Annotated in this window: 16 protein-coding genes and 2 tRNA genes; 2 read left to right on the forward strand and 16 right to left on the reverse strand. The window is 70.7% G+C overall.

Translation table 11 applies throughout. The annotated features are described in order from the left end of the window. Positions 1–18 precede the first annotated feature (18 nt). The 16 genes from E1B00_RS02450 to ppsR form a co-directional block, all read right to left on the reverse strand. Entirely contained in the window at positions 19–2,349 is a 2,331-nt protein-coding gene (locus tag E1B00_RS02450) for an MMPL family transporter (protein ID WP_139445264.1), read from the reverse strand. Then, a complete protein-coding gene (locus E1B00_RS02455; RefSeq protein WP_176693094.1) occupies positions 2,342–2,992 on the reverse strand; it encodes a LolA family protein in 651 nt (216 codons plus the stop codon). Before E1B00_RS02455 ends, E1B00_RS02450 begins: the two co-directional genes overlap by 8 nt. Continuing rightward, positions 2,989–3,405 carry an acyl-CoA thioesterase gene (locus E1B00_RS02460; protein WP_139445268.1) on the reverse strand — a complete coding sequence of 139 codons (417 nt, stop codon included), beginning with the start codon at positions 3,403–3,405 and terminating at the stop codon, positions 2,989–2,991. Before E1B00_RS02460 ends, E1B00_RS02455 begins: the two co-directional genes overlap by 4 nt. Then, positions 3,395–4,945, reverse strand: coding sequence for an HAL/PAL/TAL family ammonia-lyase (locus E1B00_RS02465; protein WP_139445270.1), 1,551 nt, complete (start codon positions 4,943–4,945; stop codon positions 3,395–3,397). The genes E1B00_RS02460 and E1B00_RS02465 overlap by 11 nt, the downstream gene beginning before the upstream one ends. Continuing rightward, complete coding sequence (locus tag E1B00_RS02470; RefSeq protein ID WP_139445272.1) at positions 4,929–5,870, reverse strand: lysophospholipid acyltransferase family protein; 942 nt, start codon at positions 5,868–5,870, stop codon at positions 4,929–4,931. Before E1B00_RS02470 ends, E1B00_RS02465 begins: the two co-directional genes overlap by 17 nt. Then, positions 5,867–6,619, reverse strand: coding sequence for a glycosyltransferase family 2 protein (locus E1B00_RS02475; protein ID WP_139445274.1), 753 nt, complete (start codon positions 6,617–6,619; stop codon positions 5,867–5,869). Before E1B00_RS02475 ends, E1B00_RS02470 begins: the two co-directional genes overlap by 4 nt. Then, positions 6,616–8,304, reverse strand: coding sequence for an ApeI family dehydratase (locus E1B00_RS02480; RefSeq protein ID WP_139445276.1), 1,689 nt, complete (start codon positions 8,302–8,304; stop codon positions 6,616–6,618). Before E1B00_RS02480 ends, E1B00_RS02475 begins: the two co-directional genes overlap by 4 nt. Next, positions 8,294–8,827, reverse strand: a complete 534-nt coding sequence (locus E1B00_RS02485) for a COG4648 family protein (protein ID WP_139445279.1) — start codon at positions 8,825–8,827, stop codon at positions 8,294–8,296. Before E1B00_RS02485 ends, E1B00_RS02480 begins: the two co-directional genes overlap by 11 nt. Next, the gene (locus E1B00_RS02490; protein WP_139445281.1) at positions 8,828–9,097 is read right to left on the reverse strand and encodes an acyl carrier protein; all 270 of its coding nucleotides are present in this window, start codon (positions 9,095–9,097) and stop codon (positions 8,828–8,830) included. It abuts the gene before it with no gap. Between the two features lie 34 nt (positions 9,098–9,131). Beyond that, positions 9,132–9,347, reverse strand: a complete 216-nt coding sequence (locus E1B00_RS02495) for a phosphopantetheine-binding protein (RefSeq protein ID WP_246048548.1) — start codon at positions 9,345–9,347, stop codon at positions 9,132–9,134. A gap of 25 nt (positions 9,348–9,372) precedes the next feature. Beyond that, positions 9,373–10,149, reverse strand: coding sequence for a lysophospholipid acyltransferase family protein (locus E1B00_RS02500; RefSeq protein ID WP_139445285.1), 777 nt, complete (start codon positions 10,147–10,149; stop codon positions 9,373–9,375). Continuing rightward, positions 10,142–10,918, reverse strand: coding sequence for a beta-ketoacyl synthase chain length factor (locus E1B00_RS02505; RefSeq protein WP_220396223.1), 777 nt, complete (start codon positions 10,916–10,918; stop codon positions 10,142–10,144). Before E1B00_RS02505 ends, E1B00_RS02500 begins: the two co-directional genes overlap by 8 nt. 63 nt (positions 10,919–10,981) lie before the next feature. After that, a tRNA-Glu gene (locus E1B00_RS02510) sits at positions 10,982–11,057 on the reverse strand. Positions 11,058–11,080: 23 nt separating this feature from the next. Next, positions 11,081–11,156: transfer RNA gene (locus tag E1B00_RS02515), tRNA-Ala, on the reverse strand. 43 nt (positions 11,157–11,199) lie between these two features. Continuing rightward, a complete protein-coding gene (locus E1B00_RS02520; RefSeq protein WP_139445287.1) occupies positions 11,200–11,700 on the reverse strand; it encodes a DUF1249 domain-containing protein in 501 nt (166 codons plus the stop codon). A 38-nt stretch (positions 11,701–11,738) separates the two neighbouring features. After that, positions 11,739–12,560: a posphoenolpyruvate synthetase regulatory kinase/phosphorylase PpsR gene (gene ppsR, locus E1B00_RS02525; RefSeq protein ID WP_139445288.1), complete on the reverse strand. Its 822-nt coding sequence runs from the start codon at positions 12,558–12,560 to the stop codon at positions 11,739–11,741. 164 nt (positions 12,561–12,724) lie between these two features. On the opposite strand from ppsR, the gene ppsA reads away from it, so the two are divergent. Both ppsA and E1B00_RS02535 read left to right on the forward strand, forming a co-directional pair. Continuing rightward, positions 12,725–15,097 (forward strand): phosphoenolpyruvate synthase, encoded by a 2,373-nt coding sequence (ppsA, locus tag E1B00_RS02530; protein WP_139445290.1) that lies wholly within the window; start codon positions 12,725–12,727, stop codon positions 15,095–15,097. After that, positions 15,097–15,993 (forward strand): mechanosensitive ion channel family protein, encoded by an 897-nt coding sequence (locus tag E1B00_RS02535; RefSeq protein ID WP_139445292.1) that lies wholly within the window; start codon positions 15,097–15,099, stop codon positions 15,991–15,993. Before ppsA ends, E1B00_RS02535 begins: the two co-directional genes overlap by 1 nt. The last annotated feature ends 16 nt before the right edge of the window (positions 15,994–16,009 follow it).

The raw sequence follows: 16,009 nt of genomic DNA on the forward strand, positions 1-16,009 counted from the left end.
GCGTGCGGTTCTCAGGGTTCAATGGGAAGCGGGCGCGATCGGCGCCGGCCGGAAACAAGGCGACAGCATCCAGACCAGGGCGATGCCCAGTCCCAGGCTGAGGCCGAAGCCGTGCAGCGCCGGCGTGGCCGACAGCGCCAGCAGGCCGAAGGCGAGCAAGGTGCTGGCTGCACCGAGCGAGACCGCCAGCCAGCTGGACGGGTCGTCGCGATGTTCGAGCAGGAAGATGCCGTAGTCCACGCCGAAGCCGAGCAACAGCAGCTGGGCCAGCACGCCGAACAACTGCAGGGGCACGCCCGCCCAGCCCAGCACGGCCAGGGTGAGCAGGGCCGCGAGCGCGGTCGGCAGCAGCGCCCGCCAGGCCTGCCGGCGGAAGCGCAGGAACAGCGCCAGTCCGACCGCGGCATAACCGGCGACCAGCAGGCCCGACATCATCCGACGGTAGTGCCCGAGCACGTCCGAGATCCGCGCGGTGCGGTCGATCCAGCGCACGCCGGGCAGGCCCGCGGCGGCGGCCTCGAGTTCGTCCAGGCCGTCGACGGCCAGGCCTTCGAGCATCACCACGCTGCCCCATTGCGACTGCACCGGCCCCAGCCACAGTGGCCGCAGGGGTTCGGACACCGGATGGGCGAGCCAGTCGTCCGGCGCGAGGTGTGCGGCCGGTGGCGGCGCTGGCGGCGAGGCTTCGCCCAGCAGTGCGCCCAGACGGGTGAGCACGGCGGTTTCGGCGGCCTGGCTGAGCGCGTGGTCCTGCCGCTGCCGCGCCAGCGAAGGCAGCCAGTCCGACACCGCGCGCCAGCCGCCCAGGCGGCCCTGCGCCTTCAGCGCGTGCAGGCGCGCGGTCAGCGCCTCTTCGGCCTGCAGCAGTGCTTCGGCATCGGGCGCATCGACCAGGAAGAACTGGGCGGGACTCGGCAGCCCCAACAGCCGGCCGATGCGGATTTCCTGCCCGACCAGCGCCGGCGGCGAACTCTGCAGGCTGCGCAGGTCGTCGTTCACCTGCAGGCGCAGCAGTCCGCCCAGCGCGAACGCGGCGGCCAGCGCCGCCAGCACCAGGCCCGCGCGCGTCGGACGCCAGCGCGGCCAGCCTGCGAGGCTGGCGCCGACCTTCGCGGCGAAGCTGCTGGGCCGCGGCGCCGCACGGTCGAGCCAGGGGAACCAAAGCACCACGGTCAGGAAGGCGGCGCCCAGGCCGGCCGCCGAGAACAGTGCCATCTGCCGCAGGCCCGGGAACGGCGCGATCGCCAGCGCCAGGTAGGCCAGCACGCTGGTCGCCAGGGCCAGGAACAGGCCGGGCAGCAGCTGCCGCATCAGCGATCGGGGCGCCACGCCGGGCTGGCCCTGCCGCGTCGCGAACCAGTGGATGCCGTAGTCCTCGGCCACGCCGACCAGGCTGGCGCCGAACACCAGGGTCAGCAGGTGCACCTTGCCGAACACCAGCGCCGTGGCGGTGACGCCGGCGGCGCAGCCGATCAGCAGCGAGGCCGACACCAGCAGGATCGGCCGCGGGCTGCGGAAGGCCAGCCAGACCAGCGCGATCACCGCCAGCAGCGAGCCCAGGCCGATGGTGTTGACCTCGCGGCTGGCCTGCACGGCGGCGGCCTCGGCGTGCAGGGGCACGCCGCCCTGCAGAAGCTCGATGTCCGCGCCGCCGGACCGTGCGGCGGCCGCGGCGGCGCGGTCGAGTGCATCCTGCAGGCGCCGTTCGCCATCGAGCCGGAACGCCGACGCGCGGCTCTCGAACCGCAGCAGCGCCCAGTGTTTGCCTTCGGCCTCCAGCGCCAGCAGGCCGTCGCGCGGCTGCAGGCCGCGGCCGGCGCGGGCCTGCCACCAGTCCGGCCACAGCCCGAGCGGATCATCCTGCCACTGCCCCAGCCCGCCGCCCGGGCCGGGGCCGTAAAGCCGGGCCAGTGCCGGTTCGACCCAGGCCTCGGGCGCGGTGCCTCGCAGTTGCTCGCGCTGGGTCGGCGTCAGCAGGCCACGGCGATGCGGCGCGTAAAAATCCACGGCGGCGGCCAGCGCCTCGTCCTGGCCGGTGATCGGCCGCAGCAGTTGATCCTGCGGCGCCAGCGCCGCCAGGAACGCCTCGGCGGCCGCACGGCTGCGCTTCCAGTCTTCGCTGCCCAGCAGCACCACGACCTGGCGCGTGGCCGCACCGGCGATGCGCTCGTTCGCCGCCTGCAGCTGCGCGTCGTCGCCCTCGCCCGGCAGCAGCGCCATCACGTCGCTGTCGAGCCGCGCTTCGCGCCAGAAGCCGATCTGGTGCGCGCCCAGGGCCGCGACGGCGAGCAGCCAGGCCAGCGCGAGCGCCGGCCAGAACCGCGGACGTGGGCGCCGGGCCTCAGTCAAAACGGGCGGCCTCGGCGGCGGTCGGCGCCGCGGGCTGGTCGACGAGGGTCAGGAAACGCAGCGAGGTCAGGTCACCCGCGGCTTCCTCGATCTCGACCTCGCGCACGAAGCGGTCGCCGCGCAGCGTGATGCGCCGGAACACGCGCGCCAGGGCCGCCTCCTTCGGCTGCAGCCGGAGCATCCAGCGACCGTCCGGCGACAGGATCTCCTCGGTGTGGAACTGCGTCGCCAGCGCGTCCACATCGCCGGCAACCAGGGCCATCAGCAGCGAGTTCACCGCGGCCATGCCCGGTGACGTCGCGGCGTCGAGCACGACGCGCTGGCTGCCGTCGGGCAGGCGCGTCAGCAGGCGTTCGCGCGTCAGCAGGGTGCTGGAGGCGAAGGGCTCGGTCGTATCCCAGGCGACGCCGCGCTCGCGCAGCAGCAGAAAATCGCCGCGCGAAACCAGCGGATTGCGGAAACCCTTGAGCTGTTTGCGCTGTTCGAACGTGCCGCGCAGCACGGCGGGCTGCGCCAGCCGCTCGCGCACGCCGGCATTGCCGCCCTGCCCGGCCGGCGCCGATGCCTGCGCATGCGCCGGGGCCGGGACCGGAGAAAACGCTGCGAGCGCGAGCACGGCCAGAACCCAGGAAAGCCTCCTCACGGGGCGATCCCCAACCGCTCCAGCAGCACCGGGGGCGATGCGAAACACATCTCGCCGGTGCGCAGGTCGACGGCGACCTGGATGCTGTGTGCGCGCGTGATCACCTCGCCGCTGGCGGCGTCGCTGATCAGGTAGTCGATCTTCAGTCGGTTCTCCCACTCCACGATCTGCGCGCGCACCTTGAGGCGCTGGCCGAAACGCGCCGAGCGCACGTATTTGGTGCGCAGGTCCACGATCGGCCACAGGTAGCCCGATTCGCGCATCTGCGGATAGTCGTAGTCGAATCGCAGCAGCAGCGCGCAGCGCGCCAGCTCCAGGTACTTCATGTAGTGGCCGTGCCAGACCACCTCCATCGGATCGAGGTCATGGAAGGCCGGCGTGAGCTCGATCTCGGCGGCGAGGTCAGTCCGCATACAGGCTCCACGCTTCGCCGCGGATGGCGGCCAGCAGCTGGCGCAGCTCGACGTCAAGCGCGCGGTCCTCGACGATCAGCGGCAGGCGCGACGCCAGGTCGGCCAGCATCGCCTCGGGCGCGGCCGACATCGGCGCGCCGCCGTCGAGCGCGCGGCGCAGGGCGACGCCCTGCCGGACGGTCACCAGGAGAGCGGCGACGACCTGCTCGGTCAGCTCGATCACGCGCAGGCAGTCGCGCGCGGCGATCGTGCCCATGCTGACCTTGTCCTGGTTGTGGCACTCGGTGGACCGCGAGAACACCGAGGCCGGCATGGTCAGCTTCAGCGCCTCCGCGGTCCAGGCCGAGGCGCTGATCTGCAGGGCCTTGAGGCCGTGGTTGAGCGCGGCGCGGTCGCCGGCGGCCGCGGTCAGGTTCGCCGGCAGGCCGTGGCTGTAGCGGGCGTCCACCACCAGGGCCATCTGCCGGTCGAGCAGGTCGGCGAGGTTGGCGACGGCGTTTTTCATCGAGTCCATCGCGAAGGCGATGTGGCCGCCGTAGAAGTGGCCGCCGTGCAGCACCATCTCCTGTTCGGCATCGATGATGGGGTTGTCGTTGGCGCTGTTGAGCTCGTTCTCGATCTGTGCGCGCAGCCAGGGCAGCGCGTCCTCGAGCACGCCGACCACGTGCGGCGCGCAGCGCAGGGAATAACGGTCTTGCAGGCGCTGTTCGTTGCGCGGCGGGCGATCGGAGGCCAGGTCGGCGCGCAGGCGCGCGGCGACCCGCTGCTGGCCGGCGTGCGGCTTCACCGCGAACAGGGTCTGGTCGAAGTGGTGGGCGTTGCCGGCGCTGGCGACCACGTTGAAGGCGGTGATGCGGGTGGCCAGACGGCCCAGGTAGTCGGCGCGGCGCCAGGCCAGGCAGGCCAACGCGGTCATCACCGCGGTGCCATTCATGATCGCCAGGCCTTCCTTGGGGCGGAGCTTCAGCGGCTTGAGACCGTGCGCGGCCAGCGCGTCGGCGGCCGGCTTCACCTTGCCCTGGTGCCAGACCTCGCGCTCGCCGCACAGCACCGCCGCCACATAGGACAGCGGCGTCAGGTCGCCGCTGGCGCCGACCGAACCTTCGGCCGGGATCAGCGGCAGGATGTCGTGTGCCAGCAGGGCCTCGAGCTGCTGCAGCAGGGCCAGGCTGACGCCGGACACGCCCTGGGCCAGCGACTGCAGGCGCGCCAGCAGCACCGCCCGGGTTTCCTCCGGATCCAGGAACCGGCCGAGGCCGACGCCGTGGTAGGTGTAGAGATGGCGCGGCAGTTCGTCCACCAGGGCCGGCGGGATCGCCACCGTGCAGGAATCGCCGTAGCCGGTGCTGACGCCGTAAACCACGCCGTCCTCGGCGATCAGCCGGTCGACGAAGTCGGCGCCGCGGTTGATGCGTGCCTGGAAGCCGGCGTCCGTGGAAAGCGCCGGCCGGGCCCGGCCCGAGGCGGTGGCGACCACGTCCTCGATCCGCAGCGGGCGGCCGTCGATGGCGAGGGGGCGCGGGTCAGGGCTGAGCGGCATGGCGGGCGGTGTCCCAGAAGGGGTAGAAGTTGAACCAGTCGTAGGGCGATTCTCGCAGGCTGGCGGTCATCCAGCGCGCGAACTGCTCCGCGCAGGCGTCCAGGCCGGCCTGACGGTCGGCGCGGTCCAGCAGCACGCGTTCGGTCATCGGCACGATCCGGGCGCGGTAGCCATCGCCCGCGTGCAGGCACGACAGCAGCCAGACCGGGCAGCGCAGCACGGCGGCGATCAGGTAGGGACCGGCCGGCAGGTCGGCCGGCGCGCCCAGGAAGTCCGCGCGGGCAATGCGGTCGCCCGACACCGGCACGCGGTCGCCGGCGATGGCGATGAACTCGCCGGCGGCGATGCGGTCGGCCAGCATCATCGCCGTGGTCGGCGAGAAGTCGGTGACCTGCATCAGGCGCACGGTCGCGGCGGGGTTCAGGCGTTCGAGGATGCGATTGAAACGCTGGGCATGCGCGGTGTGCACCAGGATGGTCACGCGCAGCCCCTCGCGCCAGCCGGCCGCCATCTGCATCAGCTCCAGGCAGCCCATGTGGGCGGTGGCGATGATGCCGCCCTGCCCCGCCTGCGAGGCGCGCAGCATGCTTTCATGGCCCTGGAAGTCGACCCGCGCGCGCGGGTAGCGGCCGCCGATGGCCAGCATCTTATCGAGCAGCGTCTCGGCGAAGCAGGCGAAGTGGCGCAGGCTTTCGCGGATGCCGGGGCGGCGCTCGAACAGGCCGGGTTCGGCCGCGTGCAGACGCTGCAGGTAGTCCAGCGAGGCGCGGCGCGCGACCGGACTGCCGAGCCAGTAGACGAACACCACCGGGTACAGGCACAGCCGGAACGGCCAGCGCCCGAGCACGCGGTAGACGCCGTAAAGCAGCCAAGTGCCGCCGACGAAGGTGGTTTCGCCCAGTTCGGCCCAGTGCCGTCCGCTCATCGCCGGCTCCCCTTGCGCGCAAGCAGACGCGGCAGGCGCCGCAGCATCCCGAAGAACAGCCGCGTGTGCATGGCCGAGATGCGCAGGTTGTCGCGCCATAGGTCGAAATGCGAGACACCGTCGCTGGGATAGGTCACGCGCGTCGGCCGATTGCGCACCGGCAGGCCCTGCCAATGCAGGCGCACCAGGATCTCAGTGTCGAAGTCCATGCGCCGTCCGATCCGGGTCTGGTCCAGCAGGGCCAGGGTCGGCGCCAGCGGATAGACCCGGAAACCGCACATCGAGTCGGCGATGTCGAAGGACAGCGTGTTGATCCAGACCCAGACATGGGTCGCGTAGCGGCCGTAGAGGCGGCCGCGCGGCACGGAGGCGTCGTAGACCGGACGGCCGTTGATCACCGCATCCGGCTCGGAGCTCGCCTGAGCGAGGAAGGCCGGCACGTCGGCGGCTTCGTGCTGGCCGTCGGCGTCGATCTGCAGGACGTGGCTGTGGCCGCGGCGGCCGGCGTCGCGCAGGCCCGCCATCACCGCGGCGCCCTTGCCCTGGTTCGGCTCCAGGCGAAGCAGGGACAGCCAGTGCGGTTCCGCGGCGGCCAGCCGGCGCAGGGTGGCCGCGCAGTCCGGGCCGGAACCGTCGTCCACCAGCAGGCAGGGCACGCCGTGTCCGCGCAGGCGCGCCAGCAGCGGGCCGATCGCGTGTTCGTGTTCGTAGACCGGGATGACGATCAGCGGCGAGAACATGCGGGTCATGCCTCGTCCTCCGGCGGTGCAAAGCGCAGGCGGCCGCTGGCGTGCACGCCCTGGCCGGAGGTGAATCGGAATCCCAACTGCGCCGTTGCCGGTTGCCAGTCCAGTTCGACCTGCAGCCGGGCACCTGGCCGGACCAGATGCTGGAACTTCACAGCCTCCATGCGCTGCATTCCGCCGCGCACACCGAAGGCATCGCGGCCCAGCCGCACCGCCCAGTCGATCAGGGCCACACCGGGCAGCACCGCGGCCTGCGGGAAATGGCCTTCGAAGGCGGCCAGGTCGGCGGTCACCTCGAGTGCGAGGCGCGCGTGGCCCGGTGCGCGTTCATGCCATTGCGGCTCGGGCAGGTGCGGACGGAACAGGTCGGCGAGCCGGCGTTCGCTGGTCTTGCCCTGGGCGTCGACCGGCAGCGCGTCGACGAAGCGCCAGCGCCGCGGCAGCGCGATCGCTTCGGCGTGGCCGGCCAACCAGTCGCGCAGCATCGAGGCCAGCCCTGCCCTTCCCGCCTGGTCCAGCCGGGTCCGTCCCTCGGCGCTGGGCACGGCGGCGACCGCGACCAGGATGCGGTGTCCCGGCAGCGCCAGCACGCGCGCTTCGTCCAGCAGCGGCGAAGCCTGCAGACGGCGTTCGATCGCGCTCAGCGAAATGCGTCGCTCCTCCAGCTTGACGATGCGGTCGGCGCGCCCGCGCAGTTCGAAGCCGCCGCCGGTTGCGGCGATCGCCCGGTCCTGGGTGCGGAACCAGCCGGCCTCGGCCAGGTGCGGCGACTGCAGCTCGAGCAGACCATCGGCCAGGCGCCACGACACGCCCGGCAGCGGCAGCCAGGGCGGCGCCGCGCCGCCTGACCGGCGCCACGCGATGCCGCCGGTTTCGGTGCTGCCGAAGACTTCGATCGCCGCCTGGCCCCAGAGCCGCCGCACGTCGTGCGCGGCGTCGGCCGGCAGCGGACCTCCGGACGAAAACACCGCCCGCAGGCCGGCGGCCAGCGATCGCCAATCCTGGTTTTCCGGAAGCCGCTTGAGGTGGGCGGGGCTGGCGACCAGGACCAGCGGCGCCGGCCCCAGCACCGTCAGCTCCTCGTTGTAGGCCAGGCGTCGCGGTGCGAACCGGCGCCGCGCCGACAGCGGCCAGAGCACGCGGAACAGCAGTCCGTAGATGTGCTGGTGCGATACCGTGCCCTGCACCAGCGCGTCGCCCATCGTGGCGCCGAACTGCGCCTCCAGCGCGCCGACTTCGTGGTCGAGCTGGCGCAGCGTCTTGCCGATCGCACCGGGTTCTCCGGTGGATCCCGAGGTGAACAGCACCAGCCGGCAAGCGTCCGGATCGAGCGCGCCGGCGGTCGTCGGATCGGCCGGGACCTCCGGCGCCTTCAGCGCGCCCGGCAGGTCGCCCGCCCAGCCATCGACTTCGGAGCGCAGCCGGTCCAGCGTGGCCGGCAGCGTATCGCCCGGCAACCAGAGGACCTTGCCGGCGAGCCAGCCGCCGAACAGCGCCGCCGCGAACTCGAAGCTGTCGTCCAGGTGCAGGGCATGGTTGCGGCCCGAGTGACCCGCGAAGGCCTGCCGCCATGCGGCGACGCGGGCCAGGAACTGCGAACGATCATGCTCCGGCGTGACGGCCAGCGTCGGAGGGGTCGCGTCGACGCGCGTGAGGTCGCCGAGCGGGATGCGCGCTTCAGGAACCATGGCGCGGCCGCAGCAGGCGTTCGCCCAGGAACATCGCGCCGATCAGCACATAGGCGATCAGACCGTTGTAAAGCGCCCAGGTGGCGTCGGATGCGGCCAGCGCCGTCCACAGCGCGATGCCGCCGTTGAGCACGAAGAACAGGCACCAGGCGCGCGTCACCCGGGTCACGTAGGGAATCGCGGCGGCCGGCAGGTCCGGCGTCTGCAGGCGGGCCAGGCGTTCGATGACGGTCGGCGGATGCCGCAGGCTGACCGCGAACACGGTCAGCAGGGCCAGGTTCACCAGCACCGGATAGAGCTTGAGCGGCAGGCCGTCGTTGCTGAACCAGCTCGCCAGCACCAGGCCGCAGGCACCGGCCGCAGCAACCAGCCAGACCTTCTCGCGCGAGGCGATGGCACGCAACAGCGCCAGGGACAGCAGGAACAGCGCGACCCAGCGCGGCTCGAAGCGCGTCAGTCCGAACCAGACCGCCAGCGGATAAAGCAGGGTCGCCAGCCAGGCCAGCGCTGCTGCGGCGCGCATTCAGTCGCCCGCGTGCGATTCGGCGCCCGCGTGCATCATGCCGTGCAGTGCGTCCACCACGTCCTGCACGGTGCGCACGGAGCGAAAAGCCTCCGGCTTGAGGTTGCCGCCGAGCAGCGGCTTGAGCTGCACGATCAGGTCCACGGCGTCGATGCTGTCGATGTCCAGGTCCTCGCCGAGTTTCGATTCCAGGCTGACCTTGGCCGGGTCGATGCCGAAGGTCTCCTGGAGGATGGCGACGATGCGCTGGAAAAGCTGGTCCTTGGTCATGGTCTTGCTCGTGCGTTGCGACGGCCGGGGGGCCTTACTGCTTGCGGTTGGCCGCCACGAACGCGCTCAGGGCGCGCACGCTGGCGAAGTGCTGGCGGGTTTCTTCCGAGTCCGCGGCCAGGGTGACGCCGTAGCGCTTCTGCAGCGCCAGGCCGAGTTCCAGGGCGTCGATCGAGTCCAGCCCCAGGCCTTCGTTGAACAGCGGGGCTTCGGAGTCGATGTCGTCCACGGTGATGTCCTCGAGCGACATCGTGGTGATGATCAGTTCCTTGATTTCAGGTTCCAGCGCCAACACGTGCCAACTCCGTCTTGAAGGTTTCGCCGAGGTCTTCGGTCAAACGACGCGCCGCCAGGGCTTCGGCCGCTCCCCCGGCCAGGTACGGCGCGACCGGGATATCGGGCAGGACCTCGATCCGGACGTGAAATCGCCGTGAAGGCACAAGATACCATTTCTCCCCTTTCCCCAGCGTGCGCGGGCGGCAGGTAATCAGGACGGGCGTCACATCCAGCGCACCCCGGACCGCGATGTTCGCGGCCCCGCGCTGCAGCGGCCCCAGGGCCTGCCCGCGCGGCGTGCGGGTGCCTTCGGGGAAGATCAGCAGGTTCTTGCCGCCGCGCACCGAGGCGATGCAGTCCTCGATCAGGCCGGCGCCGTTGTCGTTGAAGATGTAGCCGGTCGCCTTCACCGGTCCGCGCGTGAACGGATTGGTCGCGAGCCGGCCCTTCACGACGCAGTCGGCCTCGGGAATCAGCGATACCAGGAACACGACGTCGATCAGGGTCGGATGGTTGGCCAGCACCAGCTGGCCGCGCCGGTGCAGCCGCTCGACGTTGAGGATCTCGTAGCTCAGCACGCCCAGCCGGTGCATCAGGCCGATGTGGCCGGCGAACATGCGCCGGATCAACGCGCGCGCCAGGCGCCCCTGCCGCACCGGATCGCGCACCAGCAGGCGCAGCAGCGGGAAGACCAGCAGCCCCAGCAGCACCCCGCCCAGCCCGAAGGCCGCGAACGACATCGCCGTGCCGAAGATCCTCCAGGCCCGGTCAAGCATGCCGGCGCCAGCAGCGTCCGCTCTGCGGCGCGCGCAGCCGCGTTTCGTCCGACAGGAAGAAGCGCAGCACGTCCAGGCCATGCGGCAGCCCGGAAGGCGCCGCCACGCCATCGCCCGGTTCCAGCGAATAGGTCGGCAGGTCCGCGCGCGGCGGACCGATGCGCCACGCCCAGGCATAAAAGGCTTCCGGCTCGTCGCGGTACTCGGCGTAGTCGGCCGGAACCGGGCCGTCGTAGACCACCACCAGGACCTCGGGCGCGCCGTCCGCGATCAGGGCCAGCGCCTCGACCACCGCCGCTTCGGCCGCCTCGGGGCTGGCGGACACGGCCAGGTAGTTGCCGGTCAGGCCGCGCGCGATCGAGTACTGCGCGGCGATCGCGTTGTGGGTAGAGAGGCCGAAGTGGGTCGGTGACAGCGGTTCGCCCCGGGCCAGGCCGGTAAGCATCTCGAAGGTGCGGGAGATGTCGCCGTGACGGGAGGCGAACACCAGGGGCAGCGCCGCAGCCGTGTCCGGCTGGCAGCGCCAGGCGACCTGCAAGGCCATGCGCCCCAGTCGTTCCAGGCGCCGGCGCTGCATCGCCGGCATCTCGACCAGCGCGGGCGCGTCGTCGCCCTGCGGCAGCCGCGGATGGGCGGCCCAGGCCCGCCAGTCCTCCGCGGATTCGAGGCCGGGCGCGAAGGCCGACCAGGCGCGCACACTGAACTGGTTGTTCACGATCGCGGTCATCCCCTGCTGCATCACGATGCCCGCCGCGGTGCGGGTGGCCATCTTCCCCCAGTGGCCGGAAAAAGAAAAAGCCCGGCGTTGCCGGGCTTCTTGGACACACTGCGCTGGCGTCCCCACGGGGATTCGAACCCCGGTCGCTACCGTGAAAGGGTAATGTCCTAGGCCTCTAGACGATGGGGACTTGGACAGCGTGTCTTGAATCGGTGGTGGAGCTAATCGGGATCGAACCGATGACCTCTACAATGCCATTGTAGCGCTCTCCCAGCTGAGCTATAGCCCCACCGAAGGAAGAAGCGGAAGTTTAGACATGCGCCCCGGACTCGTCAAGCACACGCCACATTTTTTTCATCGGCGGGTGCCGGCTCGATCGCCGACAGGGTGTGCGGACCGTGTCCCTGCCCGTCCAGATAGTCCAGCCACTTGTTGAGGAAGCTGTTCATGCGCAGGCGATGGCTGAGCATCGCCTGCACGCTGGGGCGCAGGCCCAGCACGTCCTGCCAGTGGCGGCCGATGTAGCAGTGGGTGACCTCGGCCTGGCGCGCGTCGCGGTACAGGCGCACGTAGGCGGAGGGGTCGGGCTGGCCGGTGACCGCGTCGCGCATCCGGTAGCTCAGGCGCAGCTCGACGGTATAGGGATGCTGGTCGAGCACCTCGACCAGCAGGTCCAGGCCACCGGGCACGCTGGACACGTAGGCGCCGGCAGGCAGCGACTGCGGCTGGAACATGCGGCTCAGGCGCTGGAAGTTCTCGCCGTACAGGCCCATGAGCCAGGCGAACCGGCTCAGCGGGGGCAAGGCTCGGCGGTGGGTGTCGGTGGCCGGCATGGCCCGATGCTAGCACAGCGTTTCGGGCCTTCCCGCGGCTAGAACATGTGCCGGTGGATGCCCTGCTGGGCCAGCACCTTGCCGGCGATTTCCTCGATCGAGGTGTGGGTGGTGCTCAGCGCCGGCACGCCTTCCTGGCGGAACAGCGCCTCGGCCGCGGCGACCTCCCGGCGGCAGGTTTCCAGGGTGGCGTAGCGGGAGTTGGGCTTGCGCTCGCTGCGGATCTGCTGGAGCCGCACCGGATCGATGGTCAGGCCGAACAGCTTGCGCCGGTGCCGGACCAGGCGCTTGGGCAGCTCGGTGCCCTCCAGGTCTTCTTCGGTCAGCGGGTAGTTCGCGGCCTTCACGCCGTAGTGCAGGGCCATGTAGAGGCAGGTCGGGGTCTTGCCCGAGCGCGACACGCCGACCAGGATCACGTCCGCGTCGTCGTAGTGGATGTCCATGCCGTCGTCGTGGGTCAGCGCGTAGTTGGTGGCGTTGATGCGCTGCTCGTAGGCGGCGAAGTCGACCAGGCCATGGGCGTGGCCGACCCGGGCCTCCCGGCGCACCCCCAGCTCCTGCTCGAGCGGCGCGATGAAGGGGGCGAACAGGTCCAGCATCAGGGCTCCGCTCTCGGCCAGCAGCCAGTTCAGGTCCGGGTCGACCACGGTATTGACGACCACCGGCCGGCACCCCGCGGCCTGGCCGGCCCGGCGGATCTCGGCCACGGCCGCTTCGGCTTTCTCGACACTGTCTACGAAGGCGATGCGGCGGGTGTCGAATTCGACGCCGGTGAACTGGGTCAGCAGGCTGTGGCCGATGGTTTCGGCGGTGATGCCGGTGCCGTCGGAAACATAAAAAACCGGTCTCGCGCCCGCCATGCCCCGCCCTCCCTGACCACGCCGCACCGCGACGCATGATTCCCTAGCTAATTCAAGCTTGTATGGGGTAGCCCCGGGGTCGCATCATACGCAGCTTCAAACCCCTCTTGTGGGGGCGCCCGCCGGCCGGCCGCGCCCCTCCCCCGAGCGTAACGGAGCCTGCCTTGAACGCCGATGTCCTCTGGCTGCATGAACTGCGACTTTCCGACCTGGCCCAGGTCGGCGGCAAGAACTCCTCGCTGGGTGAAATGATCGGCAACCTGGCCCAGCTCGGCGTCTCGGTGCCCGGCGGCTTCGCGACCACGGCGGATGCCTTCCGTCGCTTCATCGCGCACAACAACCTCAGCCAGCGCATCTTCGACCGCCTGGCCGGCCTCGACGTCGAGGATGTGGACGCGCTGGTCAAGGCCGGTGGCGAGATCCGCGGCTGGGTGATCGAGGCGCCGCTGCAGCCGGATCTGGACCAGGCCATCCGCGACGGCTACCGCCGCATGTGCAGCGAGGCCGGCGCCCAGGACATCGCGGTGGCCGTGCGTTCCTCCGCGACCGCCGAGGACCTTCCGGACGCCAGCTTCGCCGGCCAGCAGGAGACCTTCCTCAACGTCACCGGCGAGGACGACGTGGTGCGCAAGGTGAAGGAGGTCTTTGCCAGCCTCTACAACGACCGCGCCATTGCCTACCGCGTGCACCATGGATTCAAGCACGAGGACGTGTTCCTGTCGGCCGGCGTGCAGCTGATGGTGCGCTCGGACATCGGCGCCTCGGGCGTGCTGTTCACGCTCGACACCGAGTCCGGTTTCCGCGACGTGGTGTTTGTGACCTCGAGCTACGGCCTGGGCGAGATGGTGGTCCAGGGCGCGGTGAACCCGGACGAGTTCTACGTCTACAAGCCGACGCTGCAGCAGGGCAAGCCCGCGATCCTGCGCCGGACCATCGGCTCGAAGCTGATCCGCATGGTCTATTCGGCCACGCCCGGCGAGCGCGTGAAGATCGAGGACACGCCGGCCGCGCTGCGCAACCGATTCTCTGTCACCGACGCCGACGTCGAGGAGCTGTCGCGCCAGGCGCTGACGATCGAAAAACACTACGGCCGACCGATGGACATCGAGTGGGCCAAGGACGGCAACACCGGCAAGCTCTACATCGTGCAGGCGCGCCCGGAAACCGTGAAGTCGCGCGCCCGCACCACCCAGATCGAGCGCTACAACCTTACCGCCCGCGGCCCGGTGCTGTCGGAAGGCCGCGCCATCGGCCAGAAGATCGGCAGCGGCGTCGCCCGCGTGGTGCGCAACCTGGCCGAGATGAGCAAGTTCCAGGCCGGCGACGTGCTGGTGGCCGACATGACCGACCCCGACTGGGAGCCGATCATGAAACGCGCCGCGGCCATCGTCACCAACCGCGGCGGCCGCACCTGCCATGCGGCCATCATCGCCCGCGAGCTGGGCGTGCCGGCCGTGGTCGGCACCGGCGACGCGATGCAGGTGATCAAGGACGGCACGCCGGTGACGGTGAGCTGCGCCGAGGGCGACACCGGCTACATCTACGAAGGCCAGCTCGGCTTCGAGGTCACCACCACCGACCTGGGCAACATGCCCCCTGCCCCGCTCAAGATCATGATGAACGTGGGCAACCCGGAGCGTGCGTTCGACTTCGCGCAGCTGCCGCACCAGGGCATCGGCCTGGCGCGCCTGGAGTTCATCATCGCCCGCCAGATCGGCGTGCACCCGCGCGCCCTGCTCGAGTACGAGAAGCAGTCGCCGGAGCTGAAGAAGCAGATCGACCAGATCACCGCCGGCTACTCCGACCCGGTGAGCTTCTACGTCGAGCGCCTGGCGGAGGGCATCGCCACGCTGACCGCGGCCTTCGCGCCGCACCCGGTCATCGTGCGCCTGTCGGACTTCAAGTCCAACGAATACGCCAACCTGGTCGGCGGCAAGGAGTACGAGCCGCACGAGGAGAACCCGATGATCGGGTTCCGCGGCGCCTCGCGCTACGTGCACCCGGAGTTCAAGGACTGCTTCGCGCTGGAATGCCGCGCGGTGCGCAAGGTCCGCGACGAGATGGGCCTGACCAACTGCTGGATCATGATCCCGTTCGTGCGCACGCTCGAGGAAGGCCAGGCGGTCATCAACACGCTCGAGGCCAACGGCCTGGTGCGCGGCGTCAACGGCCTGAAGGTCATCATGATGTGCGAGCTGCCGTCGAACGCGCTGCTGGCCGACGAGTTCCTGCAGATCTTCGACGGCTTCTCGATCGGCTCCAACGACCTCACCCAGCTCACCCTGGGCCTGGATCGCGACAGCGGCATCGTCGCCCACCTGTTCGACGAGCGGAACCCGGCGGTCAAGAAGATGCTGTCGATGGCGATCACGGCCGCGAAGAAGGCCGGCAAGTACGTCGGCATCTGCGGCCAGGGCCCGTCCGACCACCCGGACCTGGCCGAGTGGCTGTTCCAGCAGGGCATCGAGTCGGTGTCGCTCAACCCCGACACCGTCGTCGACACCTGGCTGCGCCTGGCCAAGCTCAAGGCGCCGTGATGCGGCCGGCGGCGGCGGACGAATTCGGCGCCACCGCCACGGGCCTGCTGTCGCAGGCCATGGCCTCGGACTGGCTGCTGCGCATCGGCCTGGCCCTGCTGATCGCCGGGCTGGGCATGTGGCTGGCGCGCAAGCTGTCGCGCGGCCTGGACCGGGTGATGGGCCGCTTCGGCGTCGAGCAGATCCTGCGCGACTTCCTGCGCAACCTGGCCTACGCGATCGGCCTGATCGTGGTGTTCGTCGCGGCGCTCGACGCGCTCGGCGTGCCGACCACCTCGCTGCTGGCGGTGCTGGGTGCCGCCGGCCTGGCCATCGGCCTGGCGCTGAAGGATTCGCTGTCCAATATCGCGTCCGGCGTGATGCTGATCGTGCTGCGCCCGTTCCGCGCCGGCGACGCCGTGGTGCTGGCGGGCCAGGAAGGCGTGGTCGAGCAGGTGCGGATCTTCCAGACCGTGCTGCGCACCTACCAGAACCACGACGTGATCCTGCCCAACAGCCAGATCACCGCCGCACCGATCGTCAACTACACCGCGCGCCCCCAGCGCCGCATCGACCTGCCGGTCGGCATCGGCTACGACGACGACCTGGCCACCGCCCGCCGCGTGCTGCTGGGGCTCGCCGAGGCGAATCCGAAGGTGCTGCGCGAGCCGGCCGCCGACGTGCTGGTGAACAACCTTGGCGAAAGCAGCGTGGACCTGGTGCTGCGGGCCTGGGTGGACACCCCGGACTACGCGGCGGTCCGCAGCGAGCTGACCGAAGCGGTCACCCGGGAATTCGCCCGTGCCGGCGTCTCCATTCCCTACCCGCAGCGCAGCCTGCACGTGTACCACCACGACGCCGAGGGCCGGCCGCTGGCCCAGCTCACCGCCGCGGTCGAGGATCCCGACCGGGGCTGATCAGCCGCGCGGTTTT

The organism is Arenimonas terrae, assembly GCF_006265115.1.
In the GTDB taxonomy this organism is placed as follows: Bacteria; Pseudomonadota; Gammaproteobacteria; order Xanthomonadales; family Xanthomonadaceae; genus Arenimonas; species Arenimonas terrae.